The sequence below is a fragment of the Streptomyces sp. NPDC090022 genome, assembly GCF_044748145.1.
In the GTDB taxonomy this organism is placed as follows: domain Bacteria; phylum Actinomycetota; class Actinomycetes; order Streptomycetales; family Streptomycetaceae; genus Streptomyces.
In genome coordinates this window covers 162681-179911 of record NZ_JBIVFN010000007.1, presented here as the reverse complement: position 1 = coordinate 179911, position 17231 = coordinate 162681, and the positions used below count along the sequence as shown (strand labels likewise).

Sequence of the window (17231 nt, the reverse complement as noted above, 5' to 3'; positions counted from 1 at the left end):
CGGCCCGGTACCGCCCGTCAGGGTCGGGCGAAGGCGCCGGCGACGAGGTCCGCGAGGAGGGCGCCCGCGGCGCCGTCCGGGTCGCGGTCGGGGTCGTAGATGGTGACGTTGAGCCCGACGCAGCGCGGCGAGCCGGTCAGCACCGCGAGCAGTGCGGCCAGTTCGTCCGGGAGCAGGCCGCCGGGGTCGGGGCTGTCGACGGCCGGCATGACGCTCGGGTCCAGCACGTCGGCGTCGAGGTGGACCCAGAACCCCTCGGTGACGGGCGGGTGCAGTCCGGCGAGCGCCTCGCGTGCCACGGTCGCGGCGCCCCGGCCGCGGATCTCACCGACGGTTGCGGTACGGATGCCCAGCGCGGCCAGTTCGGCGAGGTCGTCGTCGCCGTCACGGATCCCGAACAGCCGTACGTCCTCGTCGCGCAGGTACGGCGAGAGCCCCTCCAGGTCGCAGAGGTCGGCCTGGCCGCGGCCGGTGGCCAGCGCGAGTTCCTCGCCGCCGGCGGCGCCGACGGGCCCGTTGGCCGCCGTGTTGCCGGGGTGGCGGAAGTCGGCGGAGCCGTCGACGGCGGCCAGCCCGTAGCGGCCCAGGCGGCGCATCGCGAGGGAGGCGCCGAGCTGGATGGAGCAGTCGCCGCCGAGGACGACGGGGAACTCCCCTGCCCTCAGGTGCTTTTCGATCCGGTCGGCGAGGGTGACGGTGTACGCGGCGAGTTCGGCGGCGTGGAAGACGCCGTCGCCCTCGCGCCAGTCCCCGCGGTCGTAGCGGGGCGGCACCACGACCCCGCCCTCGCGGGCGCCGAGCCGGGCCAGCAGCCCTTGTTCGCGCAGCGCACCGGCGAGCTTGTACACGCCGGGCACGGTGCCGGGGCCGGGCGGGCGCAGGCCGAGGTTGGAGGGGGCGTCGAGCAGCACGATCGTTCGCATGGTCGTCATCCTGTGGCAGCGGGAACGGGCGGTGCGGGCATCTCGCGGGTGAGCGCCCGGCGTTCGTGGCCGGCGCGCGCGGGGTCCTCGTCCGGCCGCCGCTCGTACGCCGTGCAGTCGGCGGCGGTGGTGGGCGGGAACAGCCAGGGCCGGTGCGGAGCGGTGCTCTCGCGTGCCCGCGGGGTGAACTCCGGGCCCTCCTCCGGCCGGAAGGCCCGCAGTCCCACGCGGGCGCTCCGCGCGACGTACGCGATCTCGGTCATCCGTCCAGCGTAGAGCCGTGTGTCATCATCGCGGCGTGATCGATGACGAACGCGCGGCGCGCAACAACGCCGGCTGGTGCGATGCGGTGTGCCGGGCCCACGGCCTGCCCGGTGCCTTCGGCGCCACCGTGTGGAGCAGCCCCCGCCGTACCCCGCCCCTGTATCCCGACGCGGTGACCCTGAGCCCGGCGGCCACGGCCGCCGAGGTGCTGGCCGGGATCGACACGGTGTCGCCGGGCTGCTCGGTCAAGGACAGCTTCGCGGGCCTGGACCTGACGCCGGCGGGCTTCGAGGTGCTCTTCGAGGCCCGGTGGATCCACCGCCCGGCGGGCCCGCCCGTCGCCGGTCCGCCCGCCGGCTGGCGCCGCGTGCGTACTCCGCAGGAGCTGACCGCGTGGGAGGCGGCCTGGTCGGGAGCCGCGCCGGCCGGGCTGTTCCGCCCGCAGCTACTGAGCCCGGACACCGCGTTCCTGTACGCCGCGGAGGCCGGCCGGGTGACCGCCGGCGCCGCGGTCCACCGCACCGGGCCGGTGGTGGGCCTCTCCAACGTCTTCGCCGTCGACGACGCCCACCTCGATGCGGCCTGGTCAGGCGTCCTCGCGGCGGTCGCCGCCCACTGGCCCGGCCTGCCCGTGGTCGGCTACGAGTCGGGGGACGACCTCGCCGTGGCCGTCCGCCACGGCTTCGCCCCGGCCGGCCCCCTGCGCGTCTGGCTCCACACCACGCGGTGACCCGCTCCGGCCGCTAGGACGTGACCCGCTCCTGGCGCCGGCTCCGGGCCGTGCGGGCGATGTTCCTGGTCATGCCGCCGAAGACGAGGGCGTGGAAGGGGGAGACCGACCACCAGTACAGGTGGCCCAGCAGGCCGTGGGGGTGGAAGAGGGCGCGCTGGTGGTAGCGGGAGGTGCCCGCGGGGCCGGGGCTCACGCGCATCTCCAGCCAGGCCAGGCCCGGCAGCCGCATCTCGGCGCGCAGGCGCAGCATCCGGCCGGGTTCGATCTCCTCGACCCGCCAGAAGTCCAGGGAGTCCCCCACGCGCAACCGGGCCGCGTCACGGCGGCCGCGGCGCAGGCCGACGCCGCCGACGAGCCGGTCGGCCCAGCCCCGGGCGGCCCAGGCCAGGGGGAAGGAGTACCAGCCGTTCTCCCCTCCGATGCCCTCGACGACCTGCCACAGCGCCTGCGGTGACGCCTCGACCGCCACCTCCCGCTGGTCGGTGTAGAGGCTGCCGCCGGCCCAGTCCGGGTCGGTGGGCAGCGGGTCGCTCGGGGCACCGGGGACGGAGGCCGAGGACCAGCGGGTGGTGACGTCGGCCTCCCGGACCCGCTGGAGGGCGAGGGCCAGCGACCGGTCGAAGCCGATCGGGGCGCCCGGCGGGTCGGGCACGTAGCGGGCGATGTCGTGCTCGCGGCACACCACCTCGTGCCGCAGGGACTCCGCCAACGGGCGGGCCAGCGCCCGCGGGACGGGGGTCACCAGGCCGATCCAGTGGCTGGACAGGCCCGGTGTGAGCATCGGTACGCGCAGGATCAGGCGGTGCGGCAGGCCGGCGACGGCCGCGTACCGGCGCATCATCTCCTCGTACGTGACGACGTCCGGGCCGCCGATGTCGAAGGCCCTGCTGACGCCCTCGGGCAGGGTGGCGCTGCCCACGAGGTAGCGCAGCACGTCGCGGACGGCGATCGGCTGCACGCGGGTGCCGACCCAGCTCGGGGTGACCATCACCGGCAGCCGTTCGGTGAGGTAGCGCAGCATCTCGAAGGAGGCCGATCCGGAGCCGATGATGACGGCGGCGCGCAGGACGGCGGTGGGCACCCCGGACGCCAGCAGGATCCGGCCGACCTCCGCGCGCGAGCGCAGGTGCGGCGAGAGCTCCGGAACCGGGATGCCGGCGGGGGTGAGCCCGCCCAGGTAGACGATGCGCCGTACGCCGGCGGCGCGGGCCTGCTCGGCGAAGGTCCGGGCGGCGGTGCGGTCGCGCTCCTCGAAGTCCTTGCCACCGGTCATCGCGTGGACGAGGTAGTAGGCGACCTCGATGCCGCGCAGGGCGTCGGCGAGGGACCGCGCGTCGGTGACGTCGCCGCGCACCACCTCGGCGCGCCCGGCCCACGGGTGGTCGCGCAGCCGTTCGGGCGACCGGGCCAGGCACCGTACCCGGTGGCCCGCGTCGAGGAGTTCGGGCACCAGGCGGCCGCCGATGTAGCCGGTGGCCCCGGTGACGAGGACGTGCGCGCCCGTCATGGTCCGCCTTTCTCGCGTGCCGCCCGCGCCGGGGTCAGGGCCGCAGTCGTACGGCCGGGACGTCCGACCGGTCCAGTCCGAAGACCTGGACGTACAGGGAGAGTTCGGCCTCCAGGGCGCGGACCATGGTGTCCGCGCGGCGGAAGCCGTGGCCCTCGCCCTCGAAGGCGAGGTAGGCGTGCGGCACGGCCCGCCCGCGCAGGGCGGCCAGCAGCCGTTCGGCCTGGGCGGGCGGACAGATCACGTCGTCCAGGCCCTGGAGGAGCACGAAGGGGGCGGTGATGCTGCCGGCGCGGGCGACCGGGGAGCGTTCGCGGCAGCGGACGGCGAGGGTGTCGGGCGGGCCGGCGAGGCCGTCGACGTAGCGGGACTCCAGGTCGTGGGTCTCCGCCGCGAAGCCCAGCAGGTCCAGCACCGGGTAGATGATCGTGCCGCAGGCGTAGACGTCGGTCGAGGCCAGTGAGGCGGCCGCGGTCCAGCCGCCGGCGCTGCCGCCGCGGATGGCCAGGCGCGCCGGGTCGGCGGTGCCCTCGGCGGCCAGCGCGCGGGCCACCGCGGCGCAGTCCTCGACGTCGACGACGCCCCACTGTTCGCGCAGCCGCTCGCGGTAGGCGCGGCCGTAGCCGGTCGAGCCGCCGTAGTTGACCTCCACGACGCCGATGCCGCGCGAGGTGAAGTAGGCGATGTGCAGGTCCAGTACGGGCGGCACGTGGTCGGTGGGGCCGCCGTGCGCCCACACCACGTACGGCGGGAGTTCGTCGGCGGGGGCCCGGCGGGCGGGGTGGTGCGGCGGGTAGACGTGGGCGTGGATCTCGCGGTCGTCGGGGCCGAGGAAGGTGCGGCTCTGCGGCTCCGGGTAGTACGCCGGGTCGACCCGGTCCACGCCGTGCGCGCCGACCACGCGGGCCCGGCCGGTGGCGGTGTCCAGCTCCACCACCTCGTACGCGCTGCGCGGGCTGGCCGCGACGCCGTAGACGCGCGAGCCGTGGCTGGCCAGCGTGGGCTGCCAGGCCGTCCAGGGCCCGGCCACGTCGACGAGGTCGCCGGTGTCGGGGTCCAGTATCCCGAGGACGGACGAGCCCTGACCGTGCAGTACGGCGACCGGCCCGGCGGCCAGCGGGGCGATCCAGTTCAGCCCGGTCTTCCACAGGGCGCCGCCGAACTCCTCCTCCCGCGGGCACAGGTTGACGGCTTCGCCGGTGTCCGGGTCCAGGCGGTACGGGTTCCACCAGCCGCCGCGGTCGGAGACCGCGAGCAGGGCGCCGTCGGCGGTCCACTCGGCCTGTGCGACGGCTTCCCCGGGGCCGCCGAGCACGGTCCGCGCCCCGGCCAGACGCCCGTCGGGCGTGACCTCGGCCAGCTTCAGCTCGGTCCCGTCCCACGGCATGCGCGGGTGGTCCCACACCAGCCACACCGCGTGCCGGCCGTCGGGCGAGAGCCGCGGCCCGCTGCTGAACCGGTGTCGGCCGTCGGTCAGTTCACGCACCGCCGTGCGGTCCCCGGCGGCGGACCCGTCCAGCGGTACGGCGGCGAGCACGCGCCGGACGTCGGTGGGCGCGGAACCGGTGAACTCCTCCAGCACGCACCACACTTCGCCGCCGTGCAGCACCGGATCCGCCCAGCGCAGTCCGCCGCCGACGGTGGAGAGCGGGGTCAGCGGCCGGGGCGCGGCACCGGGCACGTCCGGCTCGTAGGCGTACAGCCGCTGGTCGGCGAAGTGCGCGAAGACCACCAACGGGCCGCGTCCGCCCTGCTGTTCGCGCCCGGTCCAGGGGCGGCCGCCGTATTCGGTGACCCGGCTGCGCACGTTCCACGGGGTCGGCAGCACGGATTCCTCGGGGCCGCCGTGGGCGCGCCGGCGCACCAGGGTCCGGCGGCCGCCCTCGGCCGGCCGGGGCTCGGTCCACCACACTTCGGCGCCCACCGTGCCGACGTACTCGGGGCGCCCGTCGAGGGAGGCGGCGAGCGCGGCGTCGATGGGCGAGGGCCAGCTCCCGTAGGAGCCGGTGGGCACGGCCATCACAGGGCCCGCAGGGCGTGGTCGAGGACCCGGACCCCGAAGCGCAGGGCGTCGACCGGCACGCGCTCGTCGACACCGTGGAAGAGGGACCAGTAGTCGAAGCCGGGCGGCAGCTTGAGCGGGGAGAAGCCGTAGCCGGTGATGCCGAGCCGGGAGAACTGCTTGGCGTCGGTGCCGCCCGCCATGCAGAACGGCACGACCTGCCCCTCGGGGTCGAAACGTTCGACGGCGTCGCGCAGGATCGCGTACGTACGGCCGTCCACGGGTGCTTCGAGGGGTACTTCGCGGTGGTGGAACTCCCACTCGACGTCGGGGCCGGTGAGTTCGTCGAGGGTCCGGCGGAACTCGTCCTCGCCGCCGGGCAGGACGCGGCCGTCGATATAGGCGGTGGCGTGGCCGGGGACGACGTTGAGCTTGTAACCGGCGCTGAGCATGGTGGGGTTGGCGCTGTTGCGCACGGTCGCCTCGACGAGGGCGCCGGCCGGTCCGAGCTTGTCGAGGACGGCGTCGAGGTCGAAGTCGCGGGCCTGCGGGTTCACCGACATCCCTTGCAGGGCGGCGAGTTCGGTGATGCAGGCGGCGACGGTTCCGGTGAGCCGGACCGGCCACTCGTGCTCGCCGATCCGGGCGACGGCGGCGGCGAGCCGGCTGACGGCGTTGGCGCGGTTGGGCTTGGAGCCGTGCCCGGTGGTGCCGTGGGCGGTGAGTCTGAGCCAGGCGGTGCCGCGCTCGCCGGCGGCGATCGGGTAGAGGGGGGCCCGGCCGGGGGCGGTGTGGATGCTGAAGGCACCCGATTCGCTCAGGCCCTCGGTACAGCCCGCGAAGAGGCCGGCGTGCCGGCCGGCGAGGAAGTCGGAGCCGTCGACGGCGCTGTCCTCCTCGTCGGCGGTGAAGGCGAGGACGATGTCGCGGCGCGGCCGGACGCCGGCGCGGGCCCAGGCCCGTACGACGGCCAGGACCATCGCGTCCATGTTCTTCATGTCGACGGCGCCACGGCCCCAGACCACGCCGTCGCGGATCTCGCCGGAGAAGGGGTCCACGCTCCAGTCGGCGGCCTCGGCGGGGACCACGTCGAGGTGGCCGTGGACCAGGAGGGCGTCGGCGGACGGGTCGGTGCCCTCGATCCGGGCGACGACGTTGGTGCGGCCGGGGGTGCGTTCCAGGAGGGCCGGTTCCAGGCCGATGGCGGCCAGGCGTTCGGCGACGTACTCGGCGGCGGGGCGCTCGCGGCAGTCGCCGCCGCCGCGGTTGGTGGTGTCGATGCGGATCAGCCCGGAGGTGAACTCGACGACCTCGTCGAACGCGAGGGGGTCGAGCGGTGCGGCCGGCCCGCCCCGGTCCGGGGAGTTCGCCGGGGGCACCTCGGGGGACGTCATGTCAGCCATACTGCTCCTCCACAGCCGCCGAGACGATCGTCGTGACCGCCTTGAAGGTCCGGATCCCCTCGTACATCGTCGCGCTGGTGTACGCGATGCGGCGCTCGCCGGACGCGTGCTCGACGCCCGGGACGACGGTGGCCGCCGCCGCGAGGTGCGCGGCGTCGAACTCGACCTCGACGGCGAACGGGCCGCCCCGTACGGGGTCGTGGCGGACCGCGAGGGCGGCGGCCTCCTTGGCCGCGGACCGGATCGCGGCGGCGGTGCGCGCCGGGGTGCGGCAGACGGCGGCGTAGCGCGAGACGTGGTCCTTGACCGCCACCGTGCGCGCGCCGGGTGCGTACGTCGCGGCGTCGGCGCAGGTCAGGTCGTCACCGGTGACCAGGACGACGGGCACCCCGTACTCGGCGACGACCAGCGCGTTGAGCAGGCCCTCGCTCGCGCGGACCCCGTCGACCCAGACCCCGGTGATGGAGTTGGCGAGGTAGGTGTGGGCGAGCACGCCCTCGGTGCCGGCGCCGGTGTGGTAGCCGACGAAGGCGATGCCGTCGACGTCGCCGTGCTGGACGCCCTCGATCATGGAGAGGGACTTGTGCCGGCCGGTGATCATCTGGGCGCGTTCGTCGAGCCGCTCCAGGAGCAGGTTGCGCATGGTCCAGTGGGCCTCGTTGATGAGGACCTCGTCGGCGCCGCCGTCGTAGAAGCCGAGGACGGCGGCGTTGACGTCGGAGGTGAACAGGGCCCGGCAGCGCTCCCACTGCGGTGTCCCGGGCAGCACGTCGGCGGGCCAGGTGACGCCGGTGGCGCCTTCCATGTCGGCGGAGATGAGGATCTTCATCGGGCCCCCGGTCGGTCGCGTGTCCGCACAGACGCCTCACCCTAGCCGTCCGGCGGCGCGCCGCGCAGGGGCCACGCCCGGCGCCGGGGCACTCTTCCCGGGCGCCGCGCCGCGCGGCAGCCGGGTTCACTCGAAGCGGTGAAGCCGCGCGCGGCGGCCCCACCGTCCGGTCCTGCGGAAAGGCGTCAGCCCTTCTCGACCTCCTGGGCCAGGTTGGCCAGGAAGGTGTCGTAGATACGGCCGAGGCCCTTGGGGGCGAAGGTGCGCTCGAAGAAGCCGCCGATGCCGCCGGCGCCGTCCCACACGGTGGTGACGACGGCCTTGGAGCGGCCCTCACCGGCCGGGGTGACGGTCCAGGTGGTGACCATGGAGGAGTTGCGGTCCTTCTCGACGAGGCGGCCGTCGCTGGGCTCGGTGACCTCCAGCAGGCAGTCCCGTACGCGCTTGCTGGTGGCCTGGAGCTTCCAGTGGACCAGGGTGCCCTCGCCGTCGCCGCCCTCGCGCACCTCGTACTCGCTGAAGTGCTCGGGGAGCAGCTTGCCGCGGGTGCCGCTGTAGTCCGCGAGCGCGTCGAACACCGCCTCCGCGTCGGCCGCGATGATCCGCTCCGTGGTGGCCTCGACCTGCGCCATACCTGTTCCTCCAGCAGTCGTGAAACGCTCCTTGCGGCGGCAAGCCAACCACCTCCCGGCGCGGGCGCCCAAATCCGCCCGCCCCCGGAGCCGCTCCGCACGATCATGGGAACGTTTGTTCTATTCTCGCTGCGGGACGACCGAGGGAGGCGCCATGCGCTGGGAGAATCTGGGCGACGGGAGCGGGCCCGACGCGGCCGGCGGAGCCCTGTTCGGGGTCGGGGCCGTGGTCACGCGGACCTTCGACACCCCCGAGTTCCGGGGGATCACCTTCCACGAGGTCCGCGCCCGGTCGATCGTGAACCGGGTACCGGGGGTCTCCCGGATGCCGTTCGAATGGACCGTCAACCCGTACCGGGGCTGCAGTCACGCCTGCGTGTACTGCTTCGCACGCAAGACGCACAGCTATCTCGACCTCGACACGGGCCTCGGCTTCGACTCGCAGATCGTCGTCAAGACCAACGCCCCCGAGCTGCTGCGCCGCGAGCTGTCCTCGCGCCGCTGGACCGGCGCGCACATCGCCGTGGGCACCAACGTCGACTACTACCAGCGCGCCGAGGGCCGCTACCGCCCGATGCCCGGGATCATCGAGGCCCTGCGCGACCACGCCAACCCCTTCTCCATCCTCACCAAGGGCACCCTGATCCTGCGCGACCTCGGCCTGCTGCGCGAGGCCGCCGAGGTCACGGAGGTCGGCATCTCGGTCTCCGTCGGATTCACCGACCCCGCGCTGTGGCGCACCGTGGAGCCGGGTACGCCGTCGCCCGCGCGCCGCCTGGACGTCGTCCGCACCCTGACCGACCACGGCATCGGCTGCGGCGTCCTGATGGCCCCGGTGATCCCGTTCCTCTCCGACGCCCCCGAGCAGCTGCGCGCCACCGTCGCCGCGATCGCCGCCTCCGGGGCCACCTCGGTGACCCCGCTCGTGCTGCACCTGCGGCCCGGCGCCCGCGAGTGGTTCACGGCCTGGCTCGCCGCGCACCACCCGCACCTGGTCGAACGCTACGAACGGATGTACGCGGGCGGCAGCTACGCCCCGACCTGGTACCAGCGCCGGATCACCCGTCAGGTGCACGAGCTGGCCGACTCGTTCGGCATCGGCCCCGCCCGGCGCGGCGCGGCCCGCGCCGTCGCCCCGCCCGAACACCCCGCCGAAAGCGCCCCGACACAGCTCACGCTGCTGTGACCGGGCGCTGAAGCATCATCACATCGGGCCAAAAGGGCCCACAATCCCGTCTTCCAGGCGTGGCTTCCGGGACGATTCCGCCCAGAACCCTCGGCTGGGAGGCCCCTTGTGAAGAAGCGTGCAGCTGTCCTGTTGTCGATCGCCACCGTCGCCACCGCCCTCGCGGGTCCGGTGACGGTCACCGCGTCGGCCGCCCCGGCCCCGGGCACCCCGGCCGCCTCGGCCGCGGCACCGCGCTGGACGAAGTGCGCGACCCCGCGCTACCCCACGCTGCAGTGCGCCTCCCTCCAGGTCCCGCTCGACCACGCGCAGCCCGGCGGCAAGAAGATCACCCTGGCCCTGACCCGGGTCCCGCACACCGCCGCCACCTCCCAGGGCCCGCTGCTGGTCAACCCCGGCGGGCCGGGCGGCAGCGGGCGCGCCCTCGCCGGGTTCGTCGCCGCCGCGCTGCCCGAGGACGTCGCCGCGCAGTACGACGTCATCGGCTTCGACCCGCGCGGCGTCGGCCAGAGCGAGCCGACGCTGGACTGCGGCAACGGCCACTTCACGCCCGTACGCCCGGACTCCGTGCCCCGGGACCCGGCCGTCGAGGAGGCCAACCTGGAGCGCGTGCGCGGCTTCGCCCGGACGTGCGCGACCAAGCACGCGGAGGTGCTGCCGCACATCGGCACCGTGGCGGCCGCCCGCGACATCGAGCTGCTGCGGGTGGCGCTGGGCGCGCCGAAGCTCAGCTACTTCGGCTACTCCTACGGCACGTACCTGGGCGCCGTGTACGCCAAGCTGCACCCCGGCCGGGTGCACCGGCTGGTGCTGGACTCGGTGGTCGACCCGACGGGCGTCTGGTACCAGGACAACCTGGCCCAGGACGTGGCCTTCGACGCCCGCCACAAGGCGTTCCTGGCCTGGGTGGCCAGGAACGACGCCACGTACCACCTGGGCACCGACCCGGCCCGGGTGGAGTCCCGCTGGTACGCGATGCGCGACGCGCTCCGCGCGGCCCCGGCCGGCGGCAAGGTGGGCCCGTCCGAGCTGGAGGACACCTTCCTGCCGGGCGGCTACTACAACGGGTACTGGCCGCACCTGGCGGAGGCGTTCGCGGCGTACGCGGTGAAGGAGGACCCGGCGCCGCTGGTGGCGGCGTACCAGCGGTTCGGGGCGGTGGAGCCGTCGGCGGGCAACAGCTACAGCGCGTACAGCGCGGTGCAGTGCCGGGACTCGGCCTGGCCGAAGGACTGGAACGTGTGGCGCGCGGACATGTGGCGTACGCACGCCAAGGCGCCGTTCATGACGTGGAACAACGCCTGGTACAACGCGCCGTGCGCGTTCTGGCCGACGGAGGCGCTCGAGGCACCGGACGTGGCCAACGCCGACCTGCCGCCGGCGCTGCTGCTCCAGGCGACGGAGGACGCCGCGACGCCGTTCGAGGGCGCGGTGAGCATGCGCGCGAAGCTGGCGGGGGCCGCGCTGGTGGTGGAGGAGGGCGGCGGCAACCACGGCATCGCGCTCAGCGGCAACACGTGCCTGGACGAGAAGGTGGCGGCGTACCTGCGGTCGGGGACGGCCGCCGACGCCACGTGCGCGGCGCAGGCCGAGCCCCAGCCGACGACGGCCACCCGCGCCGCCCCGGTCTCCGCGGGCGGCGCGGCCCTGCACGGCCTGCTGGGCTTCCGCGGCTGACGGCTGACGGCCGCGGGCCGCGGGCCGCGGGCCGCGGGCCGCGGGCCGCGGGGGGAACGCCTGACGGTCGGCGGGGGGAACGCCTGACGGTCGGCGGCGGGTGTGGGTCATGATCGGGGCATGACCAGTGATCACCTCACCCGCATAGCCGGCCCCGAGGGCGTCCTCCCGGGCACCGGCTACAGCCACGTCGTCCTGGGGACGGGGACCTTCGTCGCCGTCTCCGGGCAGTGCGCCCTCGACGAGAAGGGCGAGGTCGTCGGCGCCGGCGACCCCGCCGCGCAGAGCGCGCGGGTCTTCGAGAACCTGCGCCGGTGCCTGGCCGCCGCCGGGGCGGACTTCGACGACGTCGTGAAGCTGACGTACTTCGTCACCGACATCGCCCACCTGCCCGCCGTCCGCGCGGCCCGTGACGCCGTGATCCCCGGCGACCGGCAGCCCGCGTCCTCGGCCGTCGAGGTCGCGGCGCTGTTCCGGCCGGAACTCCTGGTGGAGATCGAGGCGTTCGCCGTGCTCCCCGCTCCCCCGGCGGCCGGCTGACGCCGCCGCGTCACCGCGGCAGCAGGTGCAGGGACCGGGTCGCCGCCACCGCCAGCCGCGGATGGGCCTGCGCGCGGCCGAGGACCTCGCGGGCGGCCGGGTCGGCCAGCACCCCCAGGCCCTCGACACAGGCCAGGGCGACCCGCCAGTACGGGTCGTGCGGGGAGAGCAGCCGGGACAGCGTCGTGATCAGCGCCGGTACGGATTCCGGCGCCCGCAGGGCCACCAGCAGGCGTACGGGTTCCAGCGCGTAGGCGGTGCGCAGCGCGTTGGTGGCCAGCGCCGCCGCCGCCCGCGCGGTGCGGGGGTCGCCGAGTGCGGCCAGCGCCCGCGCGGCGGCGGCGCAGCGCGGCGGGTCCCGGTGGTTGAGCAGCAGCACCAGGGCCTCGAACGCGCGCCGGTCGCCCGCCAGCCCCAGCCGGTACGCCGCGAGTTCCCGCGCCCACAGCGGGCGGCCCGCCGAGGTCAGGGCCGCGGCCAGCCCGTCCGGTTCCGCCGCGGCCAGCCGCTCGTACTCCGGCGACCCGGCCGCCTCCGCCCGCAGGCGCTCCAGCACGTCCACCCGGGTCAGCGTAGGGGGGCGGCGGGGCCGTGGCGGGCGGTTTGCGCGGATCGCCCGCCACGCGGCGCACATCACATCTCCCGTGCTCTGGCCAACGAGTTACTCACCGGTTAATCTCGCCCTACGAGCACGGCCTGGTGACGCAGCCGTACTCGTGTTCGTCGGTTCGGCACAGCTGCACGGCGTGCGCCCCGGGACAGGGCCTCGCCGATTCCCGTACGCAGGTACGCGGGCCCTGTGCGCCCCGCGTGCCCCGTACACCGTGCACGCCGCCTTCTCACACGCATCCGCACCCCGCACCCCGTACGCGTGCGCCCTCGTACCCGTACACCGTGCTGCCGCGTACCCGCGCATCCCGCGGGGTGCGCGCGCCCGCGCTCCGCGCCCCTCCCTCAGTCGTCACCCTCATTCCACCGGAGTCCCGCGATGGACCGTCAGTCCAGTCAGCCCACCCTCCAGACCATTGCCGTCGTCGGCCTCGGCACGATGGGCACCGGCATCGCCGAGGTCCTCACCCGCGCCGGCCGCGAGGTCATCGGCATCGACATCAGCGAGTCCGCCACCCGTACCTGCGTCGCCGCGCTGGAGGCCGCCACGGCCCGCGCCGTCGCCAAGGAGCGCCTGACCGAGCAGGAGCGCCGGGACGTGCTGTCCCGCTTCCGCACCTTCACCGATCTGCAGGCCGCCGCCCACGCGGACCTCGTGATCGAGGTCGTGCCCGAGGACTACGCGCTCAAGAGCCGGGTCCTCGCCGCGCTCGACGCGATCGTGCGGCCCGACACGCTGCTGGCCACCGGCACCAACGCGCTCTCGGTGACGCGCCTGGCCGCCGAGTCGCAGCGCCCCGAGCGCGTGCTCGGCGTGCACTTCTTCAACCCGGCCCCGGCCATGAAGCTCGTCGAGGTCGTCTCCTCGGTGCTGACCGCCCCGACGGCGGTCGAGGCCGTCACGGCGCTGGCCCGCGAGCTCGGCAAGGAGCCGGTCGCGGTCGGCGACCGCCCCGGCTTCGTCGCCGACGGCCTGCTCTTCGGCTACCTCAACCAGGCCGCCGCCATGTACGAGGCGAAGTACGCCTCCCGCGAGGACATCGACGCGGCGATGAAGCTCGGCTGCGGCCTGCCCATGGGCCCGCTCGCGCTGCTCGACCTGATCGGCGTGGACACCGCCCGGACCGTCCTGGAGGCGATGTACGCCGCCTCCGGCGACCGGCTGCACGCCCCGGCGCCGATCCTGGGCCACCTGGCCGAGGCCGGGCTGACCGGGCGCAAGGCGGGCCGCGGTTTCTACACGTACGAGGCCCCGGGCAGCTCCGTGGTCGTGCGGGACGCCCGTACCGGCCTGGACGAGGCGCGCCTGGGCGAGGGCCGTCCGGTGACCTCGGTCGGCGTGGCCGGCTCCGGCACCATGGCGAGCGGGATCGCGCAGGTCTTCGCGCAGGCCGGCTTCGACGTCGTGCTCGCCGCCCGCAGCCAGGAGAAGGCCGACGCCGCCAAGGCAGCGATCGGGAAGTCGCTCGGCCGGGCCGTGGCCAAGGGCCGGCTGACCGAGGAGGCCGCCGAGCAGACGCTCGCCCGGATCGCTCCGGCCGCCTCCCTGGACGCCTTCGCCGAGGTGGACCTGGCCGTCGAGGCCGTCGCCGAGGACCTGGCGGTCAAGCAGGAGCTCTTCGCGACCCTGGACAAGGTCTGCAAGCCGGGCGCGGTCCTGGCGACCACGACCAGCTCCCTGCCGGTCGTCGCCTGTGCCCGGGCCACCTCGCGTCCGCAGGACGTGATCGGCATGCACTTCTTCAACCCCGCCCCGGCCATGAAGCTGGTCGAGGTGGTCCGCACGGTCCTGACGGCGGACGACGTGCACGCCACGGTCCGCGAGGTCTGCACCCGGATCCGCAAGCACCCGGTGGACTGCGGGGACCGCGCGGGCTTCATCGTGAACGCGCTGCTGTTCCCGTACCTGAACAACGCGATCAAGATGGTCGAGGAGCACTACGCCTCCCTCGACGACATCGACGCCGCGATGAAGCTGGGCGGCGGCTACCCGATGGGGCCCTTCGAGCTCCTCGACGTGGTCGGCCTCGACGTCTCGCTGGCGATCGAGAAGGTGCTCCACAAGGAGTTCCGCGACCCCGGTCTGGCCCCGTCCCCGCTGCTCGAGCACCTGGTGGCGGCGGGCTGCCTGGGCCGGAAGACCGGTCGCGGATTCCGTGAGTACGCCCGGCGGTAGGCGGCGGGCACACGAACCGGATGCGTGGGGAGGGCTGCTCGGGTCCGCCGGACCCTCACGGCGGACGAACCCTTCCGAGCCCAGTGCGGGCCCTCCCCCGCATCCATCCCGCCCCGCGGGACCTCAGGCGCGCCCTCCTGCACCGATGCAGTACGTTCGCTCTATGTCCCAGTCCGCGAAGACCTCGCCCCGCGCCTCCTCGGCCGCCGACGCCCCGGAGAGCGCGGCCGGCTCCCGGGCGGCCGCCCAGCGCCTGAAGATGCGCCGGGAGCTCGCCGCGGCGGCCATGGAACTGTTCGCGACCAAGGGATACGAGGCCACGACGGTCGACGAGATCGCCGCGACCGCCGGTGTGGCCCGCCGCACCTTCTTCCGCCACTTCCGCTCCAAGGAAGAGGCGATCTTCCCCGATCACGACGACACCCTGATCCGGGCCGAGGCCGTGCTGGACGCGGCTCCGGCGCACGAGCACCCGCTCGACACGGTGTGCCGGGGGATCAAGGAAGTCATGAAGATGTACGCCGCGTCGCCGGCGGTGTCGGTGGAGCGCTACCGCCTCACCCGTGAGGTGCCCGCGCTGCGCGAGCGCGAGATCGCCTCGGTGGCCCGCTACGAGCGGCTGTTCACGCGCTATCTGCTGGCCCACTTCGACGAGACCGACCACCACGACGGCAACGACGACCCGCTGCTGGCCGAGGTGGCCGCCTCCGCCGTCGTGACGGCCCACAACCACGTGCTGCGGCGCTGGCTGCGGGCCGGCGGCCAGGGGGACGTGGAGGCGCAGCTGGACCACGCCTTCGGGATCGTGCGCAAGACGTTCGGCACCGGGATCGGGGCGGGGCGGACGCTGAGCGGGGCGCAGCCGGCCCCGGCGGCGGCGCAGGCCCGTACCGAGGGCGAGGTGCTGGTGGCGGTGGCCCGTACCGACGCGCCGCTCGACGAGGTCATGCGGACGATCGAAGAGGCCCTGAAGAACAAGTAGGCAAGCGGCGAGCGACTCTCGTCACAGCGGCCGCACCCGGTTCCGGGTGCGGCCGCTGTCGTTTGTCCCAGTTGCCCCTACTCGCGGGTAACACTGATCGATCATCGCTCATCTGCGCAGGTCAATCGGCAAATGAGAGAAAGTTTTGGCACGCAGTGCCTTGCCGAGTGACACGGGGTGCCATACGTTGAAGTGGTCCGGATGTCCCCGCGGTCCACGTCGGCACAGACGAAGAACGCGCCCCGGACGCCTGCGTCACAGGCAACCCTCGCGCCCCACCACGGCGCTGCCGAGCACCACACCGCACCCGCCGGACCGACGGCACACCCTCACCTCGATCACGTACGCACCGCGTCATCCCTCAAGCGCACCCTCAGCGCTCCGTCCCCCAGACTCCGTCCGGGGGTGCCCCCAGGAGGCATCACCGTGAAGCACATCCTCGACGCCATCCAGTCGCAGGCCGCCACCACCGAAGACTTCGCGGCCCTGCCGCTGCCCGACTCGTACCGCGCGGTCACCGTGCACAAGGACGAGACGGAGATGTTCGACGGGCTCACCACCCGCGAGAAGGACCCGCGCAAGTCGCTGCACCTCGACCAGGTCCCGGTCCCCGAACTCGGCCCGGGCGAGGCCCTGGTGGCCGTCATGGCCTCCTCGGTCAACTACAACTCGGTGTGGACCTCGATCTTCGAGCCGGTGTCCACCTTCAGCTTCCTGGAGCGCTACGGGCGCCTGTCGGAGCTCACCAAGCGCCACGACCTGCCGTACCACATCATCGGCTCGGACCTGGCGGGCGTGGTGCTGCGCACCGGTCCCGGTGTGAACTCCTGGAAGCCGGGCGACGAGGTCGTCGCGCACTGCCTGTCGGTGGAGCTGGAGTCCTCCGACGGCCACAACGACACGATGCTCGACCCCGAGCAGCGGATCTGGGGCTTCGAGACCAACTTCGGCGGCCTGGCGGAGATCGCGCTGGTGAAGTCCAACCAGCTGATGCCCAAGCCGGCACACCTGAGCTGGGAGGAGGCCGCCAGCCCCGGCCTGGTCAACTCCACCGCCTACCGCCAGCTGGTCTCCCGCAACGGCGCCGGCATGAAGCAGGGCGACAACGTCCTCATCTGGGGCGCCAGCGGCGGCCTCGGCTCCTACGCCACCCAGTTCGCCCTGGCCGGCGGCGCCACCCCGATCTGCGTCGTCTCCTCCCCCGAGAAGGCCGACATCTGCCGGGCGATGGGCGCCGACGCGGTCATCGACCGCAATGCCGAGGGCTACAAGTTCTGGAAGGACGAGCAGACCCAGGACCCGAAGGAGTGGAAGCGCTTCGGCTCCAGGATCCGCGAGCTGACCGGCGGCGAGGACATCGACATCGTCTTCGAGCACCCCGGCCGCGAGACCTTCGGCGCCTCCGTCTACGTCACCCGCAAGGGCGGCACCATCACCACCTGCGCCTCCACCTCCGGCTACATGCACCAGTACGACAACCGCTACCTGTGGATGTCGCTGAAGCGGATCATCGGCTCCCACTTCGCCAACTACCGCGAGGCCTGGGAGGCCAACCGCCTGATCGCCAAGGGCAAGATCCACCCCACCCTCTCCAAGGTCTACTCCCTGGAGGAGACCGGACAGGCCGCGTACGACGTCCACCGCAACCTCCACCAGGGCAAGGTCGGCGTCCTCGCCCTGGCCCCCGAGGAGGGCCTGGGCGTGCGCGACCACGAGCTGCGCGCACAGCACCTCGACGCCATCAACCGCTTCCGTAACGTCTGAGACC

At 74.0% G+C, this 17231-nt stretch carries 15 protein-coding genes; 7 read left to right on the top strand and 8 right to left on the bottom strand.

The genetic code is table 11. The features are described from left to right. Nucleotides 1-17: 17 nt before the first annotated feature. On the bottom strand, nucleotides 18-923 hold the full coding sequence (locus ACIPXB_RS16710; RefSeq protein WP_401450001.1) for an arginase family protein: 906 nt from the start codon (nucleotides 921-923) through the stop codon (nucleotides 18-20). Between the two features lie 5 nt (nucleotides 924-928). Further along, nucleotides 929-1186: a hypothetical protein gene (locus ACIPXB_RS16705; protein ID WP_401449998.1), complete on the bottom strand. Its 258-nt coding sequence runs from the start codon at nucleotides 1184-1186 to the stop codon at nucleotides 929-931. Nucleotides 1187-1221: 35 nt separating this feature from the next. Between ACIPXB_RS16705 and ACIPXB_RS16700 the strand changes: the two genes are divergently transcribed. Continuing rightward, complete coding sequence (locus ACIPXB_RS16700; RefSeq protein WP_401449996.1) at nucleotides 1222-1917, top strand: hypothetical protein; 696 nt, start codon at nucleotides 1222-1224, stop codon at nucleotides 1915-1917. 13 nt (nucleotides 1918-1930) lie between these two features. Here ACIPXB_RS16700 and ACIPXB_RS16695 read toward each other — a convergent pair whose 3' ends face one another. From ACIPXB_RS16695 to ACIPXB_RS16675, 5 genes are all read right to left on the bottom strand, one after another. After that, a complete protein-coding gene (locus tag ACIPXB_RS16695) occupies nucleotides 1931-3427 on the bottom strand; it encodes an SDR family oxidoreductase (protein ID WP_401449994.1) in 1497 nt (498 codons plus the stop codon). Nucleotides 3428-3461: 34 nt separating this feature from the next. Then, nucleotides 3462-5447 (bottom strand): prolyl oligopeptidase family serine peptidase, encoded by a 1986-nt coding sequence (locus ACIPXB_RS16690; RefSeq protein WP_401449992.1) that lies wholly within the window; start codon nucleotides 5445-5447, stop codon nucleotides 3462-3464. Further along, nucleotides 5447-6832 (bottom strand): M20/M25/M40 family metallo-hydrolase, encoded by a 1386-nt coding sequence (locus ACIPXB_RS16685; protein ID WP_401449990.1) that lies wholly within the window; start codon nucleotides 6830-6832, stop codon nucleotides 5447-5449. Before ACIPXB_RS16685 ends, ACIPXB_RS16690 begins: the two co-directional genes overlap by 1 nt. Continuing rightward, nucleotides 6825-7661 (bottom strand): M55 family metallopeptidase, encoded by an 837-nt coding sequence (locus ACIPXB_RS16680; protein ID WP_401449986.1) that lies wholly within the window; start codon nucleotides 7659-7661, stop codon nucleotides 6825-6827. The genes ACIPXB_RS16685 and ACIPXB_RS16680 overlap by 8 nt, the downstream gene beginning before the upstream one ends. Nucleotides 7662-7846: 185 nt before the next feature. After that, entirely contained in the window at nucleotides 7847-8293 is a 447-nt protein-coding gene (locus tag ACIPXB_RS16675; RefSeq protein WP_401449980.1) for an SRPBCC family protein, read from the bottom strand. 154 nt (nucleotides 8294-8447) lie between these two features. Here ACIPXB_RS16675 and ACIPXB_RS16670 point away from each other — a divergent pair, with 154 nt between their 5' ends. From ACIPXB_RS16670 to ACIPXB_RS16660, 3 genes are all read left to right on the top strand, one after another. Continuing rightward, nucleotides 8448-9479, top strand: a complete 1032-nt coding sequence (locus tag ACIPXB_RS16670) for an Rv2578c family radical SAM protein (RefSeq protein ID WP_401449977.1) — start codon at nucleotides 8448-8450, stop codon at nucleotides 9477-9479. Nucleotides 9480-9587: 108 nt separating this feature from the next. Next, nucleotides 9588-11156, top strand: a complete 1569-nt coding sequence (locus ACIPXB_RS16665) for an alpha/beta hydrolase (protein ID WP_401449975.1) — start codon at nucleotides 9588-9590, stop codon at nucleotides 11154-11156. A gap of 120 nt (nucleotides 11157-11276) precedes the next feature. Further along, on the top strand, nucleotides 11277-11696 hold the full coding sequence (locus tag ACIPXB_RS16660) for a RidA family protein (RefSeq protein WP_401449973.1): 420 nt from the start codon (nucleotides 11277-11279) through the stop codon (nucleotides 11694-11696). A gap of 10 nt (nucleotides 11697-11706) precedes the next feature. Here the strand turns inward: ACIPXB_RS16660 and ACIPXB_RS16655 are convergent, their stop codons facing one another. Continuing rightward, nucleotides 11707-12249: an adenylosuccinate lyase gene (locus tag ACIPXB_RS16655; protein WP_401450209.1), complete on the bottom strand. Its 543-nt coding sequence runs from the start codon at nucleotides 12247-12249 to the stop codon at nucleotides 11707-11709. A gap of 435 nt (nucleotides 12250-12684) precedes the next feature. On the opposite strand from ACIPXB_RS16655, the gene ACIPXB_RS16650 reads away from it, so the two are divergent. From ACIPXB_RS16650 to ccrA, 3 genes are all read left to right on the top strand, one after another. Continuing rightward, nucleotides 12685-14481: a 3-hydroxyacyl-CoA dehydrogenase family protein gene (locus ACIPXB_RS16650; protein ID WP_401449970.1), complete on the top strand. Its 1797-nt coding sequence runs from the start codon at nucleotides 12685-12687 to the stop codon at nucleotides 14479-14481. A 145-nt stretch (nucleotides 14482-14626) separates the two neighbouring features. Beyond that, the gene (locus ACIPXB_RS16645) at nucleotides 14627-15463 is read left to right on the top strand and encodes a TetR family transcriptional regulator (protein WP_401449968.1); all 837 of its coding nucleotides are present in this window, start codon (nucleotides 14627-14629) and stop codon (nucleotides 15461-15463) included. A 426-nt stretch (nucleotides 15464-15889) separates the two neighbouring features. Next, a complete protein-coding gene (ccrA, locus tag ACIPXB_RS16640) occupies nucleotides 15890-17227 on the top strand; it encodes a crotonyl-CoA carboxylase/reductase (RefSeq protein ID WP_401449965.1) in 1338 nt (445 codons plus the stop codon). Nucleotides 17228-17231 lie beyond the last annotated feature (4 nt).